The sequence below is a fragment of the Flavobacterium sp. MR2016-29 genome, from assembly GCF_015350695.1.
In the GTDB taxonomy this organism is placed as follows: domain Bacteria; phylum Bacteroidota; class Bacteroidia; order Flavobacteriales; family Flavobacteriaceae; genus Flavobacterium.
In genome coordinates, this window is record NZ_JADKPU010000002.1 from 588,463 (window position 1) to 604,625 (window position 16,163).

Annotated in this window: 18 protein-coding genes; 13 read left to right on the forward strand and 5 right to left on the reverse strand. The window is 33.7% G+C overall.

The features are described from left to right. Positions 1 to 17: 17 nt before the first annotated feature. A complete protein-coding gene (locus IR010_RS08455) occupies positions 18 to 419 on the reverse strand; it encodes a hypothetical protein (protein WP_194603042.1) in 402 nt (133 codons plus the stop codon). Between the two features lie 371 nt (positions 420 to 790). On the opposite strand from IR010_RS08455, the gene IR010_RS08460 reads away from it, so the two are divergent. The 6 genes from IR010_RS08460 to IR010_RS08485 all read left to right on the forward strand — a co-directional run bounded on the left by IR010_RS08460 (position 791) and on the right by IR010_RS08485 (position 5,000). Beyond that, positions 791 to 952: a hypothetical protein gene (locus tag IR010_RS08460; RefSeq protein WP_194567412.1), complete on the forward strand. Its 162-nt coding sequence runs from the start codon at positions 791 to 793 to the stop codon at positions 950 to 952. A 52-nt stretch (positions 953 to 1,004) separates the two neighbouring features. Continuing rightward, positions 1,005 to 1,547: a DUF4375 domain-containing protein gene (locus IR010_RS08465; RefSeq protein WP_194567410.1), complete on the forward strand. Its 543-nt coding sequence runs from the start codon at positions 1,005 to 1,007 to the stop codon at positions 1,545 to 1,547. A 197-nt stretch (positions 1,548 to 1,744) separates the two neighbouring features. Next, entirely contained in the window at positions 1,745 to 2,311 is a 567-nt protein-coding gene (locus tag IR010_RS08470; RefSeq protein WP_194567408.1) for a hypothetical protein, read from the forward strand. 82 nt (positions 2,312 to 2,393) lie between these two features. Continuing rightward, the gene (locus IR010_RS08475; RefSeq protein WP_194567406.1) at positions 2,394 to 2,756 is read left to right on the forward strand and encodes a PKD domain-containing protein; all 363 of its coding nucleotides are present in this window, start codon (positions 2,394 to 2,396) and stop codon (positions 2,754 to 2,756) included. Positions 2,757 to 2,856: 100 nt separating this feature from the next. Continuing rightward, positions 2,857 to 4,401: a patatin-like phospholipase family protein gene (locus IR010_RS08480; RefSeq protein ID WP_194603045.1), complete on the forward strand. Its 1,545-nt coding sequence runs from the start codon at positions 2,857 to 2,859 to the stop codon at positions 4,399 to 4,401. 179 nt (positions 4,402 to 4,580) lie between these two features. Next, positions 4,581 to 5,000 (forward strand): lipocalin family protein, encoded by a 420-nt coding sequence (locus tag IR010_RS08485; RefSeq protein ID WP_194603048.1) that lies wholly within the window; start codon positions 4,581 to 4,583, stop codon positions 4,998 to 5,000. A 204-nt stretch (positions 5,001 to 5,204) separates the two neighbouring features. Here IR010_RS08485 and IR010_RS08490 read toward each other — a convergent pair whose 3' ends face one another. Next, positions 5,205 to 5,714 (reverse strand): cysteine hydrolase, encoded by a 510-nt coding sequence (locus IR010_RS08490; protein WP_317174445.1) that lies wholly within the window; start codon positions 5,712 to 5,714, stop codon positions 5,205 to 5,207. Positions 5,715 to 5,975: 261 nt separating this feature from the next. On the opposite strand from IR010_RS08490, the gene serS reads away from it, so the two are divergent. The 6 genes from serS to proC all read left to right on the forward strand — a co-directional run bounded on the left by serS (position 5,976) and on the right by proC (position 12,619). Further along, positions 5,976 to 7,247, forward strand: a complete 1,272-nt coding sequence (serS, locus tag IR010_RS08495) for a serine--tRNA ligase (RefSeq protein WP_029271110.1) — start codon at positions 5,976 to 5,978, stop codon at positions 7,245 to 7,247. 104 nt (positions 7,248 to 7,351) lie between these two features. Then, on the forward strand, positions 7,352 to 9,133 hold the full coding sequence (locus IR010_RS08500) for a tetratricopeptide repeat protein (RefSeq protein ID WP_194603051.1): 1,782 nt from the start codon (positions 7,352 to 7,354) through the stop codon (positions 9,131 to 9,133). Between the two features lie 77 nt (positions 9,134 to 9,210). Continuing rightward, positions 9,211 to 9,522, forward strand: a complete 312-nt coding sequence (locus tag IR010_RS08505) for a DUF4286 family protein (protein WP_194603054.1) — start codon at positions 9,211 to 9,213, stop codon at positions 9,520 to 9,522. Positions 9,523 to 9,611: 89 nt separating this feature from the next. Next, positions 9,612 to 10,397 carry a 16S rRNA (adenine(1518)-N(6)/adenine(1519)-N(6))-dimethyltransferase RsmA gene (gene rsmA / locus IR010_RS08510; RefSeq protein WP_029271104.1) on the forward strand — a complete coding sequence of 262 codons (786 nt, stop codon included), beginning with the start codon at positions 9,612 to 9,614 and terminating at the stop codon, positions 10,395 to 10,397. Then, positions 10,381 to 11,730 (forward strand): magnesium transporter, encoded by a 1,350-nt coding sequence (gene mgtE / locus IR010_RS08515; protein ID WP_029271102.1) that lies wholly within the window; start codon positions 10,381 to 10,383, stop codon positions 11,728 to 11,730. Before rsmA ends, mgtE begins: the two co-directional genes overlap by 17 nt. A gap of 112 nt (positions 11,731 to 11,842) precedes the next feature. Next, a complete protein-coding gene (proC, locus tag IR010_RS08520) occupies positions 11,843 to 12,619 on the forward strand; it encodes a pyrroline-5-carboxylate reductase (protein WP_194603057.1) in 777 nt (258 codons plus the stop codon). A gap of 154 nt (positions 12,620 to 12,773) precedes the next feature. Here proC and IR010_RS08525 read toward each other — a convergent pair whose 3' ends face one another. From IR010_RS08525 to nhaA, 3 genes are all read right to left on the reverse strand, one after another. Beyond that, entirely contained in the window at positions 12,774 to 13,073 is a 300-nt protein-coding gene (locus IR010_RS08525; RefSeq protein ID WP_228515127.1) for an antibiotic biosynthesis monooxygenase family protein, read from the reverse strand. Positions 13,074 to 13,161: 88 nt separating this feature from the next. Further along, positions 13,162 to 13,695 (reverse strand): hypothetical protein, encoded by a 534-nt coding sequence (locus IR010_RS08530; RefSeq protein ID WP_194603060.1) that lies wholly within the window; start codon positions 13,693 to 13,695, stop codon positions 13,162 to 13,164. Positions 13,696 to 13,723: 28 nt separating this feature from the next. Next, a complete protein-coding gene (nhaA, locus tag IR010_RS08535; RefSeq protein WP_194603063.1) occupies positions 13,724 to 14,875 on the reverse strand; it encodes a Na+/H+ antiporter NhaA in 1,152 nt (383 codons plus the stop codon). A 241-nt stretch (positions 14,876 to 15,116) separates the two neighbouring features. On the opposite strand from nhaA, the gene IR010_RS08540 reads away from it, so the two are divergent. Beyond that, positions 15,117 to 16,085 (forward strand): 2-hydroxyacid dehydrogenase, encoded by a 969-nt coding sequence (locus tag IR010_RS08540; RefSeq protein ID WP_194567392.1) that lies wholly within the window; start codon positions 15,117 to 15,119, stop codon positions 16,083 to 16,085. Positions 16,086 to 16,163: the final 78 nt, after the last annotated feature.

Below are 16,163 nucleotides of genomic sequence, written 5' to 3' on the forward strand. Positions count from 1 at the left end.
TTCTGACAAAAAAGCGATTAGCGATTATTCGATTGTTTTGAAATTTTCATAATGAGTAACATTGCTATTGGTGCAACAATGATATTAGCATAAAATAATATTTCAAAAAATGCTCCCGAGTCAATTATTTGTACAGCCATTGTAATTAAAAGTAGGATAAAAAAGAACAAATTGATCCAGAAAATCAATGTGAGCAAGAATATTTTAAATTTAGGTTTTAATCTTTTTATAAATGAAATTAATAGTACGATTAATCCAAAGCTTGCTGAAAACCAACAAGAATATAAGAAAAATCCAAGAGTTTTCAAACCACTAAATATTCCAGGACGTTCAAAGAAATAAATAAAAAATACAGCAACACTCCAAATGTTAGTTAGTAGCAATGAAAAAATTAAACTTTTTTGGATAGTTTCTTTCATGTTTTGATAAATTTTTGGTTATTAGAATTTAATGATTATGCCAAGCTTTAATTCTCTTCACTTACTTTATCAATCATTATTCCATTTCTTAATTAGTTAACTTCTATCAGGAACTATCTTATAAATTTATCAAAGTGAACTTAATATTTTTTATTTACTAGAACAATCCTTCTTATTTCATAATATACTCGCAAAAATCAAATCTTCTTTTGAAAACGAGTGCGTTAGGGATAGCAGTGGAAAGCCCACAGCCTGACGAAGGAAGTGCGAGGACTTGAAGCGAATAGCCCGGCCCAGAGGGAAACGCCCAAAAAATATTTTTAATGTATCATTATTTCGCCGAAATTTGCAAAACAAACTAAGAGGAAATCATGGCAAAAGGACCCGAAAAAAATACCAAAAATAAGGCTTTGCATACCAAATTGCTAAATCGGAAAAAGGCTAAGCTTCGTGAGGAAAAAAAAGAGCAGGCATTGCGTTTGAAAGCCTTGGTCGCAAAGATGAATGAAAAAAAGGATAGTGACGGAATTTGATTCTGTTTTTATTTAACTGAAATTTGCAAAACAATCTCAAAAAACAAACAAAATGGAGGAATTTGGTAGAATAATAGTTTCTGAAACGGCGATGAATAGTGAAAATCTGCATGATATTATTCACTCAAATATTTCGGTAATCAATTTAATGCGCGAAGAAGGCGTCGATGACGAATTTATTCACGAAGATGCTTTATTGAGTTATTATCTCGATTATTATTGGTCGCAATATACTGAAGGAAATTTTGCGCAGTTTGTCTATAAATCAGGTTGGAACAAAGAACTAAACGAACTGCTGGAAGAAGGTTTAGCTTTGATTGGCGCCGAGAAACACTTGGAGTTGTTTCAGCAGCAAAGCAAAAAAGTAAAACTGATGAGCAGCGTAAAGCTGAATAAATTTGTAAGCGGTAAATTTGAAGGTGTAAATCCGGTTCGCGACTCTTTGAATAACGATACTTTTTATGAATTAGAAGAAAACTTGGTGACCCTAAATGCCAATTTCCTTAAAAATCACCCCGATTTCGAAGTGCTTTCTGTAGATGATATGTTTGCTGCGTTGGAAGAATTTGTTGGGCATGAGATTAAAAGAGCTTAATGTGAGTCACAAAGGGTCAGAGAGGGAAAGGTTCAAAGGTTTTGCGGGCTTCTCATGATCGGGCGGCAGCAAAAGAATAAAAATCTTTGCGAGTCTTTGCGTGACCTTAGCGCTATTTGCGGTCAAATAGTTCGACATAAAGACTTGTTTTTTAATTAATTGGCTTAATTTTAGTTCTATAAAATAAATTTTTATTTATGGAAGAACTAACGCACGTCAAATCGATTATCGGTATAATTCTGGGTTTAAGTTTAACGCATCTTATTAAAGGTTCGGTACTATTTATTCAGCATCCGGGTCGGAAGAAAATTTATTTTGTGCACTCGCTTTGGGTGTTTTATGTTTTTTTGCTGATTATTCATTTTTGGTGGTGGGAGTTTAACTTGAAGTTAATTCAGGAATGGTATTTTGCCGATTATTTCTTTATTATCTGTTATATTCTGATTTTCTATTTAATGTGTGCCATTCTGTATCCAGATGATTTAGTTGATTATACCGGTTACGAAGATTATTTCTATTCACGGAAAAATTGGTTTTTTGGTATTCTTGCGATAAGTTTTGGCGCGGACTTAATTGATACCGCAATAAAAGGAGGTGATTATTTTTTATACAATCAAACCGAATATTACATTCGAATTATAAGTCACATTATACTTTGCCTTTTGGCGATAAAAGTGCACAATAAAGTTTTTCATCGCTATTTGGCGATTGCTTTTATCGTTTATGAGCTTTCGTATATTTTGAGATTGTTTAATGTGGAATAAATGCTTGTTTTTGAGTGTGTTAATTTTAAAAATCGTTATTTTTGCTAGACACATTCATAGTACTAACTAATAAATCGGGATCATGAAAATTAAAGCTATCAACTTATTTGTCATCACAGTTTTAGTACTGAGTTTTTCTTGCAGCAAGTCTGATATTGAAAGAGGAATCGATTGTGTAGCAGAATCTACATTTATTAAATTAAAGCATACAGCAGACGCAACAAATACAAAAATCATCAATTACGAAATAGAATATACGGGTACTTATGCGCTGACATCAGTAAAATGGACGTTTGGCGATGGTACAACTCAAACCGTTTCTGGAAAAACCGTTTCACATACTTACGCCACCGGAGGAACATTTGCAGTAAAGGCAGATGTGACAATAAAAAAAGATAAACAAACCTGTACTTCGTCGCCAACAAAAAGTGTCACAGTTAATTAAAAGTTGTAATTGCAATTAATTTTTAAAACCCATTTTAGTTTCTTGTAACTTCGCGTAAGCTTAAATATATTTTGAATTAAGAAATTTTAATGATTCTGAAATGAAATGCAACTGTTTTAAAGTGATTCTTTTTTTGTTTTGCCAAGTTCTAGTTTCGCAAAACAAAATCAATCTTTTTTCAGAGATCAACTATAGTTCAATTCCTGCCGTATCATTAAACGATTATAAATCGGTTCAGGAGCGAAATATCAGGTTTCAGAATCCAAATATTGCTTTAGGAATCGGTATTTCAGGAGGCGGGTCGCGTGCACAGTTTTTTAGTATGGGCGTTCTTTTAGGCTTAGAAGAAATTCAGGAAAACAATTTACAGCGCAACTTTTTAAACGAAATCGATTATTTTTCTACCGTTTCTGGAGGCTGTTATTCAGCAGCATATTATTTAACGATTCTGAAAAACAAACTCAATTACGACAATTGTACCTTCAATGAGTTTTATTTCTCCAAGGCCGATGCGTATAAAGATTATGTAGATAAATCGGCTACAATCTTATCTCTTCTAAACAATAGCCGAAACGAAAAAGGCGATAAAATATCCATGACGCAGCGATTAGACTCGGAGATTTTGCAATATGACAGCTCAAATCCTGAAAACCCAAATAAATTTGGAACCCAAATGCTGATGTCTGATTTTTTTATTCCGAAAGAAAGCAAAAAGAATCCTGACCTTCCAATGTTAGTCGCAAACGGAACGGCTTATAATAACGGAGAACGAGTTCCGTTTATGCCGCATATTATTCACGGTTTAAGTTTAAATACGTCTTTGGCTCCCAATAAAGCTTCGATTCCGCTTGATCATAATCTTATAAATGATGGTTATGATTTTCCGGTTACGTATGCAATCACAGCAAGTTCTGCTTTTCCGGGTGTGCTGCCAAAAGTAAAATTTGGAGTAAAAAACCAAAACAAAATATTATGCATTATTGATGGAGGAGCTTCAGATAATACGGGCTATAAAACGCTGTTAGAACTTCTTTATAATGATACTAAAGTAGATAGCAAAAACAAAAGAGCGCTTTTTATTGATTGCTTGGGACAAGGAAAAAAAGAACCTTATATAAGTGATGAGAAAATTAAACTGATTTCGTTGTTTGAAACGGCTTCTTTATATACCGTTCAAACCCGATACATGACTTTTGATCGTGATGTTGAGAATTTAATGGAACGTTATAAGATCCCGACTTCTAATTATCAGGTAATTGGTTTTACAACACTTCGCGATCATCTATTAAAACTTAAAAAAGATGAAAAATACGAAGCTCTGGTAGCCGAATTAAAAAACACTGATGATGATTATTCGAATTGGCTAAAGTTCTACAGTAATTTTAGAAAAGAATTAATCGAAAGATTTGGTGAACTCAGCTTTACTAAAGACAAAGACGGCGAAGTGATTTTGGCTACTTTAAATAAAGAAAAATTCACATCATTAACTGCTAGTGAGATTCTTATATTATATGAATTTTCATCTCACGTTCAGACAAAATTGAGAATAGCTCCTGAAGAAAGAGAAATGTTGCTTCTGTCTGGTCGTTTGGCTTCATTTTTAAAAACAAATGAATTGAAGGAATTGCTTATTGAACGTAAGTAAACATTAACCAGTTTTTAAACAGCTTTTGCGGATCTTTACGTAAAGCTTACACTTCTTGGTGTAATTTTATGAATTTACTTACGATTTTCTAATAATTATGTAAATGATGAAGAAATTTGTGTAACATTTCCCACAGCTTTAGAATTAATTTAGCACTATTAATTTTAAACAAATCAGACATGAAAATCAGAAGCTTATTACTCGCCCTTATCTTAAGCGTTGGCTTATTTACAACCTCTTGCAGCAGCGATGACAATGAAGGAGAAACATTAGTACCATTAGAAGGAAAATGGGATCTTAGCAAAACAGGAACTGTTATAAACGGAACTGAAACTTTGGTTGATCCAATCGAAAATGCAAACAATTGCAGCAAAGATTATATCGAACTTAAATTGGATAACACAATAAATGTTGGAAATTATGATTCAGCTGTAACTGCTTGTGCATTAACAGTTCAATCAGGAATTTATTCTAGATCACACAATAACATAACTACAGTTGTAAATGGTGTAACTAAAACTCAAGATATCGTGAATCTTACGCTTAAAGAATTAAAAGTGAAAGATGCAGCGGGTGTTATCACGGTTTATACTAGATAACTATTGATCTTATTGCTAAATCTTAATTTTTTTGAGATGCAGCATAAAAACGGAAACGGCTTTTTAAAAGTTGTTTCCGTTTTTTTTTATGGAATAATTTCGCAGAGACACAAAGACCGCTAAGTTTCACTAAGATTTTAAAAAAGAGCTTTGTGAATCGCTGTGTAATTTTAGTGCATCTCTGAGAATAACTTTAGAACAAAATTACGAATTCTCCCATTCTTTGATTGTCGTTACGTTGGCATATCGAAGAAAAACTTTAGTAGTCAAAACATGATGTACTTCTTCATCAGTATCGGCACAGCCATCAGATAAAATAGTGATTTTATAATCTTTATCAGCAGCTTCTGTTGTAGTTGATAAAACAATACCGCTTGTTGCATAGCCAGTCATTACAAGATGTTTAATATCTTTCGATCTTAAAACAACTTCTAATGCGCTTCCTGCAAATGCACTTATGCGACGTTTTATTACTTGTATATCGTTTTCCTGTGGCGCTAATGCCGGATGAACTTTTGTAAAATCGTCAAAATTAATGTTGATGATGTGTTCTCTGGTTTTTGCAAAAGTTTTATTGTTAGGACTAATTTCAGATGCTCCATTTTTGAAACCAAGGGTGGCGTAAATAATTGGAATGTTTTTGCTTCTTGCAACTTTTATTGCTTGGGCTATATTTTCGACTATAACTGTTGAATCCTGAAGGCTGGTTAATATTGTCCATTACTAGTAAAGCGCTATTTTCATTCATGATGTTTTACTTTGTTTAAAATTCTTTGGAAAAGAAAATTACGCAAATTCACTAAGATTCACTAAGAATTATAATGTTTAATTTTGAAAAAATTTTGCTAATAGATGTTTTATCGCAGTCCAACGCTGTGAAATAACTTTTTCCGCACAAACTTTGTCTTATTCTTAGCAAACATTTCCTTAAATTTGCTTCCTTTATATAAAAATACTAGTTATAAAAACCAAGCTATGTTACAAATCGCATTTATTAGAGAGAATCAAGAGAAAGTAATCAAGGCTTTAGCAAAACGAAATATCGATGCTAAAAGTGTTGTAGAAGAGGTAGTGCAATTAGACGAAAATCGTCGTGCTGCACAAGTTGAGTTAGATAATACTTTATCAGAATCTAATAAATTGTCCAAAGATATAGGCGAATTAATGAAAGCGGGAGAGAAATCTAAAGCCGCAATTTTAAAAGAAAAAACCGTTTCATTAAAAGAAAAAAGCAAAGAATTAAGCGAAAAAGCAGAAGCTCTAGCAACTGAATTGACCAATAAATTATACACTTTGCCAAATCTTCCGGCTGATATTGTTCCTGAAGGAAAAACACCAGATGACAATTTGAATGTTTTTCAAGAAGGAGATATTCCTGTTTTGCACGAAGGTGCTCAGCCTCACTGGGAATTGGTAAAAAAATACGATATCATCGATTTCGAATTAGGTGTAAAAATTACAGGTGCAGGTTTTCCAGTTTATAAAGGAAAAGGTGCTCGTCTACAGCGTGCCCTAATCAATTATTTTTTAGATAAAAATACTGCAGCAGGATACAACGAAGTGCAAGTGCCTCATTTGGTAAATGAAGCTTCAGGATACGGAACAGGACAATTGCCAGATAAAGAAGGACAAATGTATCATTCAACAATTGATGATTTATATTTGATTCCGACTGCTGAAGTTCCGGTTACCAATTTATTCCGCGATGTACTTTTAAGTGAAAGCGAATTGCCAGTTTTACACACGGCTTACACACCGTGTTTCCGTCGTGAAGCAGGTTCTTATGGAGCGCACGTACGCGGATTAAATCGTTTGCACCAATTTGATAAAGTAGAAATCGTACGTATCGAACATCCTGATAAGTCTTATGAAGCACTTGACGGAATGGTAGAACACGTAAAAGATATTTTAAAGGAATTAAAATTGCCATACCGTGTTTTACGTTTATGTGGTGGCGATATGGGTTTCACATCTGCTTTGACTTATGATTTTGAAGTGTTTTCTACAGCGCAGGATCGCTGGTTAGAAATTAGTTCAGTTTCTAACTTCGAAACTTTTCAGGCTAACCGCTTGAAGTTACGTTTTAAAGACAAAGACGGAAAAAATCAATTAGCGCATACTTTGAACGGAAGTTCATTGGCTTTGCCACGAGTTTTGGCCGGAATTTTAGAAAATTACCAAACACCGGAAGGAATCGTAATTCCAGAAGTTTTACGCCCTTACTGCGGATTTGACATTATAAATTAAAAAAGTTTACAGTCGCAGTTACAGTTTTCAGTTTCAACTGTAACTATAAACTGCGACTGAATACTGAACACTGTGACTTCAACTGCGACTTAAAAAACTGAAATATGAAAAACATCTTTATCTATATCGTTTTGTTGTGGTCAACTTTTGCAATGTCTCAAAATGAGCAACTTGCTCAATATTACTACGATAAAGGTGATTTCGAAAAAGCTAAAATAAGTTACGAAGAACTTTTGCGTAATGTGCCGTCGAATACTCAATATTTTTTAAAAACGATCGATTGTTATCAGCAGCTGCTGCAGTTTGCTTTGGCCGAAAAATCGATTCAAGATCGTTATAACAAATACAAGCAAGGTGTTTTTTTAGTTGAATTGGGTTATAATTTTCAATTGCAGAAAAACGAAGCTAAAGCTAAAAACTACTACGATCAGGCAATAGAAAAAATAAAAACGAATCCAAATGATGTTTACGGAATTGGAAATTCTTTTGAGAAAAAAGTGTTATTGGAATATGCTTTAAAAGCTTATCAGACCGCAATGCAAGTACAGCCGAATTACAATTTCAATTTCCAAATCGGAATGTTGTACGGACAGTTAGGGAAAACAGATCAAATGATTGATCTTTTGCTGACAGAATCGTTTCAGAACCCGCAAAATGCCAATTTGATCCAGACACAGTTATCGCGTTTTATGAACGGTGAAACCGATAATACTGCTTTTAAAGATGCAATGCGAAAAGCATTAATCCTGAAAACGCAGAAAGATCAAGATGTATTCTGGAATCATTATTTGAGTTGGTTTTATGTACAGCAAAAAGAATTTGGAAAAGCATTTATTCAAGAAAAAGCAATTTACAAGCGAGATCCAGAGTCACTTTCGAGTATTGTTAATCTGAGTCAATTTGCATTGAATGAAGATGACACAGAAACAGCATCTGAAATTCTGAATTTTATCCTTCTTAATACCAAAGACTTAGATTTATTGATTCAGACGAATTATTATCTAATGGAAATTAAAATTGATAAGGCACAGGATAAAGATTATCCAATTATCAATACTGAGCTACAACAATTGCTGGCAACCTACGATATAACTCCTTTTACCTTATCTTTGCAATTACTTCAGGCGCATTTTGTCGCTTTTAATTTAAAAAAGCCTGAAGAAGGAATAACGATTGTCAAACGAGCTTTAGAACTCAATTTGAATGATTATCAAGAGGCAGATGCTAAAATGGAGTTGGGAGATATCTTGCTTTTGCAGGAGAAATTCAATCAGGCATTAATTTATTATTCTCAAATTCAATTGGATTTAAAGAATGATGTCATGTCGCACGAAGCGAGTTTAAAAGCGGCGAAAACAAGTTATTTTAAAACTGATTTTGAATGGGCTTTAAAACAATTTAAAGAATTGAAGTCGGCCAATACGCAATTGATTGCAAATGATGCGCTGGAATATTTTTTATTGATAAACGACAATACCGTAGCTGATTCGACGCAAACAGCATTAAAGCAATTTGCAAAGGGCGATTTTTTAATTTATCAGAATAAAAAACCAGAAGCTATTGCCCAGTTTCAGAATATTTTAAAAACCTTTAAAGGCCAAGAAATTGAAGCTGTAACCATGTTGCGTTTAGGTAAAATCTATGAAAGTCTAAAAGATTATAATTCGGCTCTAAGCCAATACCAGCAAATCATTGACAATCATAGTGACGGAATTTATATGGATGAAGCGCTGTTTTTTTCGGCAGAAATTTACAATGACGAATTGCACGATACAGAAAAGGCAAAGCCTTTATATGAAAAGGTAATTTTTAATCATCAAGACAGTATTTACTTTGTTGATGCCAGAAAAAAATACCGCGAGTTAAGAGGAGACAAGAATTTATAAAATAGATTCTTAAATCTTTAGACTTTCTGAAATCTAAGTAGTCTAAAGATCTAAGAAATCTAACAATCTAAAAGAAAATGATTATTTACAACGTTACCACAAATATACATGAAAGCGTTCATGACCAATGGTTAAAATGGATGCAGGAAAAACATATACCCGAAATTCTAGCTACGCAAAAATTTTCTTCTGCCCGAATTGTCAGAGTTTTAATTGAAGAGGAAATGGGTGGAATTACCTATTCAGTTCAATACAATACCGACAGCAAAGAAACTTTAGAGAAGTTTTATATCGAAGATGAACCAGCATTTCATAGAGAAGCTTTAGGGTTATTTGCTGATAAAATGCTTTCTTTCAGAACGGAGTTAGAAGTTATTTCGGAACATTAAAAGAGATTTAGATCATTAGACTTCAGATTTTAAACTTACTAAAATCTAACAATCTAAGAAGTCTAAAAATCTGCAATCTAAAAAAGAAAATGGAAAAAGTAAAAGCCAAAAAACATTTAGGACAACACTTCCTGAAAGACGAAAGTATTGCAAAAGCAATTGCAGATACTTTGAGCTTAAAAGGATACGATGAGGTTTTAGAAATAGGACCAGGAATGGGTGTGTTGACTAAGTATTTGCTTGATAAGCCAATTAATACACACGTGATTGAGATAGACGGAGAATCTGTAGTGTATTTGGGTGAAAATTATCCAAAATTAAAAGATAAAATTATCTCTCAGGATTTCCTGAAATACAATATTAACGAGGTTTACGAAAACAAACAATTCGCAATAATCGGTAATTTTCCTTATAATATTTCAACACAGATTGTTTTTAGGACTTTAGAATTCAAACATCAGATTCCAGAATTTTCCGGGATGTTCCAGAAAGAAGTTGCTGAACGAATCTGCGAGAAAAAAGGCTCAAAGGCTTACGGAATTTTATCTGTTTTAGCTCAGGCTTTCTATGACACAGAGTATTTATTTACTGTCGACGAAAATGTTTTTATTCCTCCGCCCAAGGTGAAATCGGGTGTGATGAAAATGACCCGAAAGGAAGATTATAGTCTTCCATGTGGCGAAAAGTTGTTCTTTACGGTAGTGAAAACTGCTTTTCAGCAAAGACGAAAAACATTACGTAACAGTTTGAAAACATTAAATTTAACTGATAATTTGCGATTAGACACTATCTTTGATAAACGTCCCGAGCAACTTAGTGTAGAAGAATTTATTGAACTGACTCAAAAAATAGAAGCCGATGGAGTTCAAAGTTAGTAAAGAATTAATCCACCAATTAGAAGAGCATATTGTTAACAAAAACGACAAAGAACTTGAAGTTTTGCTTAATGATCTGCACCATGCTGATATCGCCGAAATCCTGGATGAACTGGATTTCGACGAAGCGACCTATATTTTTAAGGTTTTAGATAGTGATAAAACTGCAGAGATTCTTCTTGAATTAGAAGATGATTTGCGTGAAAACATCTTAAGCCGACTTTCGCCTAAAGAAATTGCAGAAGAGCTTGATGAGCTTGAAACGAATGATGCGGCGGATATTATCGCTGAACTTTCGCAGGAAATAAAAGCAGAGGTAATCTCTGAAATGATTGACGTTGAACACGCAAAAGATATTGTAGACTTATTGCGTTACGACGAAAATTCTGCAGGTGGTTTAATGGGTAAAGAGTTAGTAAAAGTCAATGAAAATTGGAATGTACTAACTTGTGTGAAAGAAATGCGTATTCAGGCAGAAAATGTTTCGCGCGTTCATTCGATATATGTTGTTGATGATGAAAACCGCCTTAAAGGAAGATTATCATTAAAAGATTTGTTGACGACATCAACCAAAACACAAATTGGAGATATTTATATTCGAAAGTTAAATTTTGTGAACGTAGATACCGAAGATGTTGAGGTAGCACGTATCATGCAGAAATACGATTTAGAGGCTATTCCAGTTGTAGATGAATTAGGTCGTCTGGTTGGAAGAATTACTATTGATGATATCGTAGACGTAATCAAGGATGAAGCCGATAAGGATTACCAGTTGGCGGCGGGTATTACACAAGACGTAGAATCAAATGACAGCGTTCTTGAACTCACAAAAGCGCGTTTGCCTTGGCTTTTAATCGGAATGGTGATTGAAATTGTAGCATCTTTTGTTTTAAAAGGTAACGAAGCTACATTTCAAAAATATTCAACCTTAATTATTTTTGTGCCTTTGCTTTCGGCAACTGCAGGAAATATAGGTGTCCAAGCATCCGCTATTGTAGTGCAAGGTTTGGCTAACGGAACTTTGAAAGAATTTAGCCGTAGCTATTTTAGTAAAGAAATCAGCGTTTCTATGATTTCAGGAACGATTATTTCCTTATTGCTGTTGGGCTACCATTCTGTTATGTACCAGCAATATTTAGTGGGTATGGCAATTTCAATTTCGATGATTGTAGTAATTTTATTCGCTGCAACCTTAGGAACTCTTGTGCCTCTTTTTCTTCATAAAAATAAAATTGACCCTGCAATTGCTACAGGTCCGTTTATCACAACAACCAATGACGTTTTCGGGATTATGCTCTATTTTGGAGTTGCCAAAATGATTCTTGGATTTTAAATTTTTGCCACAAATTAATAAATTTCAGTGATTTAAGATCTCTAAAATCTATGTAATTTGTAGGCGGAAAATAGACTGTTAACTAGCGTCAAACAAATTAAAACCAAGAAGAATGAAAGTACACATAATAGGAGGAGGAAATCTTGGGGTTTCTATTGCCTTGGGAATTGCTAAATTCTCTAAAAACAACCAAGTTACAGTTACAAGAAGAAATATTGCGAGTATTCAATATTTATCAGAATACGGAATCACGGTTTCTTCAGATAATAAACATAACATTAAAGAAGCTGATGTGGTAATTTTAACTATAAAACCGTATCAAGTCGATACTGTTTTTGCTGAAATTTTGCCAGTAATTAAAGGCAAAACAATAGCTTCAGCAGTTAGCGGATTGTCTCTTGATGCACTTCAGTCTAAAACAAATAACGAATATCCCGTAATCAGGATTATGCCGAATATTGCGGCGCAGTTTGGCGAATCAGCGACTTGTATTTCCTTCCCTGAAAAAGATAGAGAAAAAGCGCTGCCAATTGTTGATTTATTTCAGGATTTAGGAACCGCTCCTGTTATTGACGAAAAATTAATGGATGCAGCAACGGTTTTAGGAGCATGCGGAACGGCGTATGCTTTAAGATACATTCGCGCGTCTATGCAGGCCGGAATCGAAATTGGTTTTGATTCTCAAACGGCATTGGCAATTGCTGCTCAAACTGTAAAAGGTGCAGCAAAAATGCTTTTAGAAGAAAAAGTACATCCAGAACAATTAATTGACCGTGTAACAACACCACAGGGCTGTACAATCGTTGGTTTGAACGAGATGGAACATAATGGATTTAGTTCCTCTTTAATTAAAGGAATTAAGACTTCTTTGAAGCAAATAAAAGGGTAGATTATTTAAATTCCAATATTTTAAAAATTCCAAATTCCAATTTTGTTGAGGTTTGGAAATTTTTGTTTTTGAAGAGAGCTGGCTTTTGTGTCATTTCGATCCCGAAGCCTCGGGATCGAAATGACAAATATTGGGAGGTTGCTTCATAAATGTTTCAAGCAAAAACCTCAAAATGCGCTACTTTTTCTTCAAACTCCAAAAGAAAATCATTGTCTTCAGGATAATATTTTGCTTTTTCAAAATCTTCTCCAGCAAAGTTTTTAATAACTTCCAGGTTTTCCCAATATGTGATCAGTGTAAAATGGGCTTCTCCGTTTTTGATGTTTCGTAAAAAAGATAATTTTATAAAACCGTCTGTTTTTGAGTAATCCGGAATTGCAGTCTTTCTTGTAAAAGCGGTATAAGCTTCAGAATCTTCAATTCTTGTTTTTCCATGCCATATTCTTGCGATCATAATAGTAAGTTTTAAAGTTAATTATTAAGGCAATGCGATGAGTAATTGGATTTTTGAACTCTAGCGTTAACGAAAAGTCGAAGTAATTTTATTTATTTGATTTTCCTTTCTTTATAAGTTGAATGTACTTACTTCCACATTCAGAAAGCTTTGTATACGAATTCATAGCATTGCCATAATTCTGAATCGTAAGTGTATCTTTAACATAACTTGCGTCAATGCCAACAGGAATCTCTAATTCTTTTGGTTCAGATTCTGATAAAGAATCTTCTTCATGGCTGATATCTCCTTCGTATTCATCCCATTTTATTCCTTCTAAAACTAAATATTTTTCACCAGATTCACTTTTAGTAAAATTTGCTTTTCCTTTTAACTGTCTGGTTTTTGTTTTTAAAAAATAGCTGTAACCGTCTTTTGTTTTATTTATTTCAAGAGAAATTCCGCATTCTTCTGAATTGTTAGAATCAGAATATGTTTTATAAATGCCTTCTATTGATTCTTGCGTTTTAGTGGTCGGAGCAATTACAGTATCTTTAGGAATAATTTCTTCAGAGGCAGACTCAGTTTTTTTATTACAAGAGCACAATAATAAAACAGCAAAAAGGATATAAGTTAATTTCATGTCTTAATTTATTTATATGTTTTAAACTTTAATTTCTAGTTGCTTTTCTTTTTTTCAAGATGTATTTCAAATAAACAAATCCAAAAATTCCAGAAAGTATCGAGGCAATTAAAATAGCGATTTTAGAAAAAACGATGGTTTCAGGATCTTTAAAAGCCAAAATGGTAATGAAAATGGACATGGTAAAGCCAATGCCACCCAACATTCCGGCACCTAAAATATGAGACCATTTTAAACTTTTTGGCAAAGCACACAAACCTGCGCTAACGCCAATAGATGAAAAAAGCAAAATACCTACTGGTTTTCCAAGAACCAGACCTAGAATAATTCCGAAAGTATTTGGATGACTCAAACCTTCATGCCAGTCTGATTCAATCGCGATGCATGTATTTGCAATCGCGAATAAAGGCAAAATTACAAAGGCAACAGGTTTATGTAAAAAGTGCTGGAGTTTATAAGAGGACGATTTTTCGCCTCCATCGCCAAACGGAATAACAAAGGCTAAAATAACACCAGTAATGGTAGCATGAACGCCAGAATTAAGCATGAAATACCACATCACAACGCCTCCAATTAAATACGGAATTAAGTTATGAATTTTCATTCTGTTTAAAATGAATAAGAAAACCCAAATCCCCAAAGCAATTGCAAGATTTATAAAAGCTATAGAAGTAGTATAAAAAACTGCAATAACAATGATGGCGCCTAAGTCGTCTATAACTGCTAAAGCTGTTAAAAATACTTTTAATGAAGCCGGAACTTTATTGCCTAATAGCGATAATATTCCAATGGCAAAGGCAATATCTGTCGCCATCGGAATTCCAGCTCCGTTTTGAGTGTCAGTTCCGAAATTTAAAGCGAGAAATATAGCAGCAGGAACCAGCATGCCGCCAAAAGCAGCCATAATAGGCAAAGAAGCATTTTTTATGCTGGATAATTCGCCATGGTAAATTTCGCGCTCTAATTCTAACCCGATCAATAAAAAGAAAATCGTCATCAAACCATCGTTAATCCAATGTGTGATCGAATGTCCGCCTAAATCTTTTTCCCAAAAACCAATAAATTCGTTTTGAAAAGAAGAGTTTGCCAGAGAAAGTGAAATTATCGTAACAAACAGCAAGAGCAAACCTCCTGATTTTTCATTTTCAAAAAAGGATTTAAAAGTTTTTGTTAATTTCATTTTAATGAAGTTCTGAGAATTTAAAGGAAGCGAATTTTTGAGGTGTATTTCCAAAGTTAAAAAAAATCTGACCAATAAAAAATTTTATCCGTAGGGACAAGCAATCATCAAATATTGCCTAAGAATAAAAATGTGTTTAAAATATGCAAAATCTGACTTATACAAAGAGACTTTCGAGATTAATATTTGGGTCATATCTTAAAGAATTAAACGTATTTTTGCTATATAAAATTCAAAAATAATGAGCATAAAAATTCTGCATATAGACAGCAATAACCCAATTCTGTGGTCACAGTTAGAAGAAGCAGGTTTTGTAAACCACGCCGATTTTAAATCTTCTAAAGAAGAAATTGAAGCCAAAATTCAAGATTACAACGGAATTGTTATTCGAAGCCGTTTTAAAATTGATAAAACTTTTTTAGATAAAGCGACCAATTTACAGTTTATTGCCAGAGTTGGCGCCGGTTTAGAAAGTATCGACTGTGATTATGCGGAGACAAAAGGCATACGCTTAATTGCGGCTCCAGAAGGTAATCGCAACGCTGTTGCAGAACACTCTCTGGGTGTTATTTTGTCTTTGTTTAATAATTTGAATCAGGCCGACGCCGAAATAAAAGCTGGACATTGGAATCGAGAAAGCAATCGGGGTCACGAATTAGATGGAAAAACGGTTGGAATTATCGGATACGGAAATATGGGGAAAGCCTTTGCAAAAAAACTTCGCGGTTTTGAAACAGAAGTTTTGTGTTATGATATTTTGGAAAATGTGGGTGATGAAAATGCCAAGCAAGTTTCATTGCAACATTTGCAGCAAAAAGCCGATGTTTTGAGTTTGCATCTTCCATGGACTCCAGAAACAGATAAAATGGTTAATACTGATTTTATAAACGCATTTTCGAAGCCATTTTGGATTATAAATACTTCGCGCGGCAAAAACATAGTCACAGCTGATTTAGTTGATGCAATGAAGGCTAAAAAGATTCTGGGTGCTGGTCTGGATGTTTTAGAGTATGAAAAATTATCTTTTGAGACTCTTTTTCAAGATAAAAACACTCCAGAAGCATTTCAATATTTATTGGAAGCTAAAAATGCTTTGCTCACACCTCATATAGCAGGATGGACTTTTGAAAGTCACGAACGTTTAGCTCAGGTTATTGTAGATAAAATCAAAACGCTTTATGACGATAAAGCCAATGATTTTAAGGTTTAAAGAGTTATCCTTTTTTATGTAATGCAATTTAGTTTTTAATAACAAGTCTTTTCTTTAAAAGTAACATTGAGAATTAGT

Bases quoted from the DNA above. Each gene is read 5' to 3' on its own strand.
- IR010_RS08470 (WP_194567408.1), top strand. From the start codon at position 1,745: ATGGAAGAACTAACGCACGTCAAATCGATTATCGGTATAATTCTGGGT.
- IR010_RS08455 (WP_194603042.1), bottom strand. From the start codon at position 419: ATGAAAGAAACTATCCAAAAAAGTTTAATTTTTTCATTGCTACTAACT.
- rsmA (WP_029271104.1), top strand. From the start codon at position 9,612: ATGGAAAAAGTAAAAGCCAAAAAACATTTAGGACAACACTTCCTGAAA.
- IR010_RS08465 (WP_194567410.1), top strand. From the start codon at position 1,005: ATGGAGGAATTTGGTAGAATAATAGTTTCTGAAACGGCGATGAATAGT.
- IR010_RS08475 (WP_194567406.1), top strand. From the start codon at position 2,394: ATGAAAATTAAAGCTATCAACTTATTTGTCATCACAGTTTTAGTACTG.
- mgtE (WP_029271102.1), top strand. From the start codon at position 10,381: ATGGAGTTCAAAGTTAGTAAAGAATTAATCCACCAATTAGAAGAGCAT.
- IR010_RS08500 (WP_194603051.1), top strand. From the start codon at position 7,352: ATGAAAAACATCTTTATCTATATCGTTTTGTTGTGGTCAACTTTTGCA.
- IR010_RS08505 (WP_194603054.1), top strand. From the start codon at position 9,211: ATGATTATTTACAACGTTACCACAAATATACATGAAAGCGTTCATGAC.
- IR010_RS08485 (WP_194603048.1), top strand. From the start codon at position 4,581: ATGAAAATCAGAAGCTTATTACTCGCCCTTATCTTAAGCGTTGGCTTA.
- IR010_RS08525 (WP_228515127.1), bottom strand. From the start codon at position 13,073: ATGATCGCAAGAATATGGCATGGAAAAACAAGAATTGAAGATTCTGAA.
- proC (WP_194603057.1), top strand. From the start codon at position 11,843: ATGAAAGTACACATAATAGGAGGAGGAAATCTTGGGGTTTCTATTGCC.
- IR010_RS08460 (WP_194567412.1), top strand. From the start codon at position 791: ATGGCAAAAGGACCCGAAAAAAATACCAAAAATAAGGCTTTGCATACC.
- IR010_RS08480 (WP_194603045.1), top strand. From the start codon at position 2,857: ATGAAATGCAACTGTTTTAAAGTGATTCTTTTTTTGTTTTGCCAAGTT.
- IR010_RS08540 (WP_194567392.1), top strand. From the start codon at position 15,117: ATGAGCATAAAAATTCTGCATATAGACAGCAATAACCCAATTCTGTGG.
- IR010_RS08530 (WP_194603060.1), bottom strand. From the start codon at position 13,695: ATGAAATTAACTTATATCCTTTTTGCTGTTTTATTATTGTGCTCTTGT.
- serS (WP_029271110.1), top strand. From the start codon at position 5,976: ATGTTACAAATCGCATTTATTAGAGAGAATCAAGAGAAAGTAATCAAG.
- nhaA (WP_194603063.1), bottom strand. From the start codon at position 14,875: ATGAAATTAACAAAAACTTTTAAATCCTTTTTTGAAAATGAAAAATCA.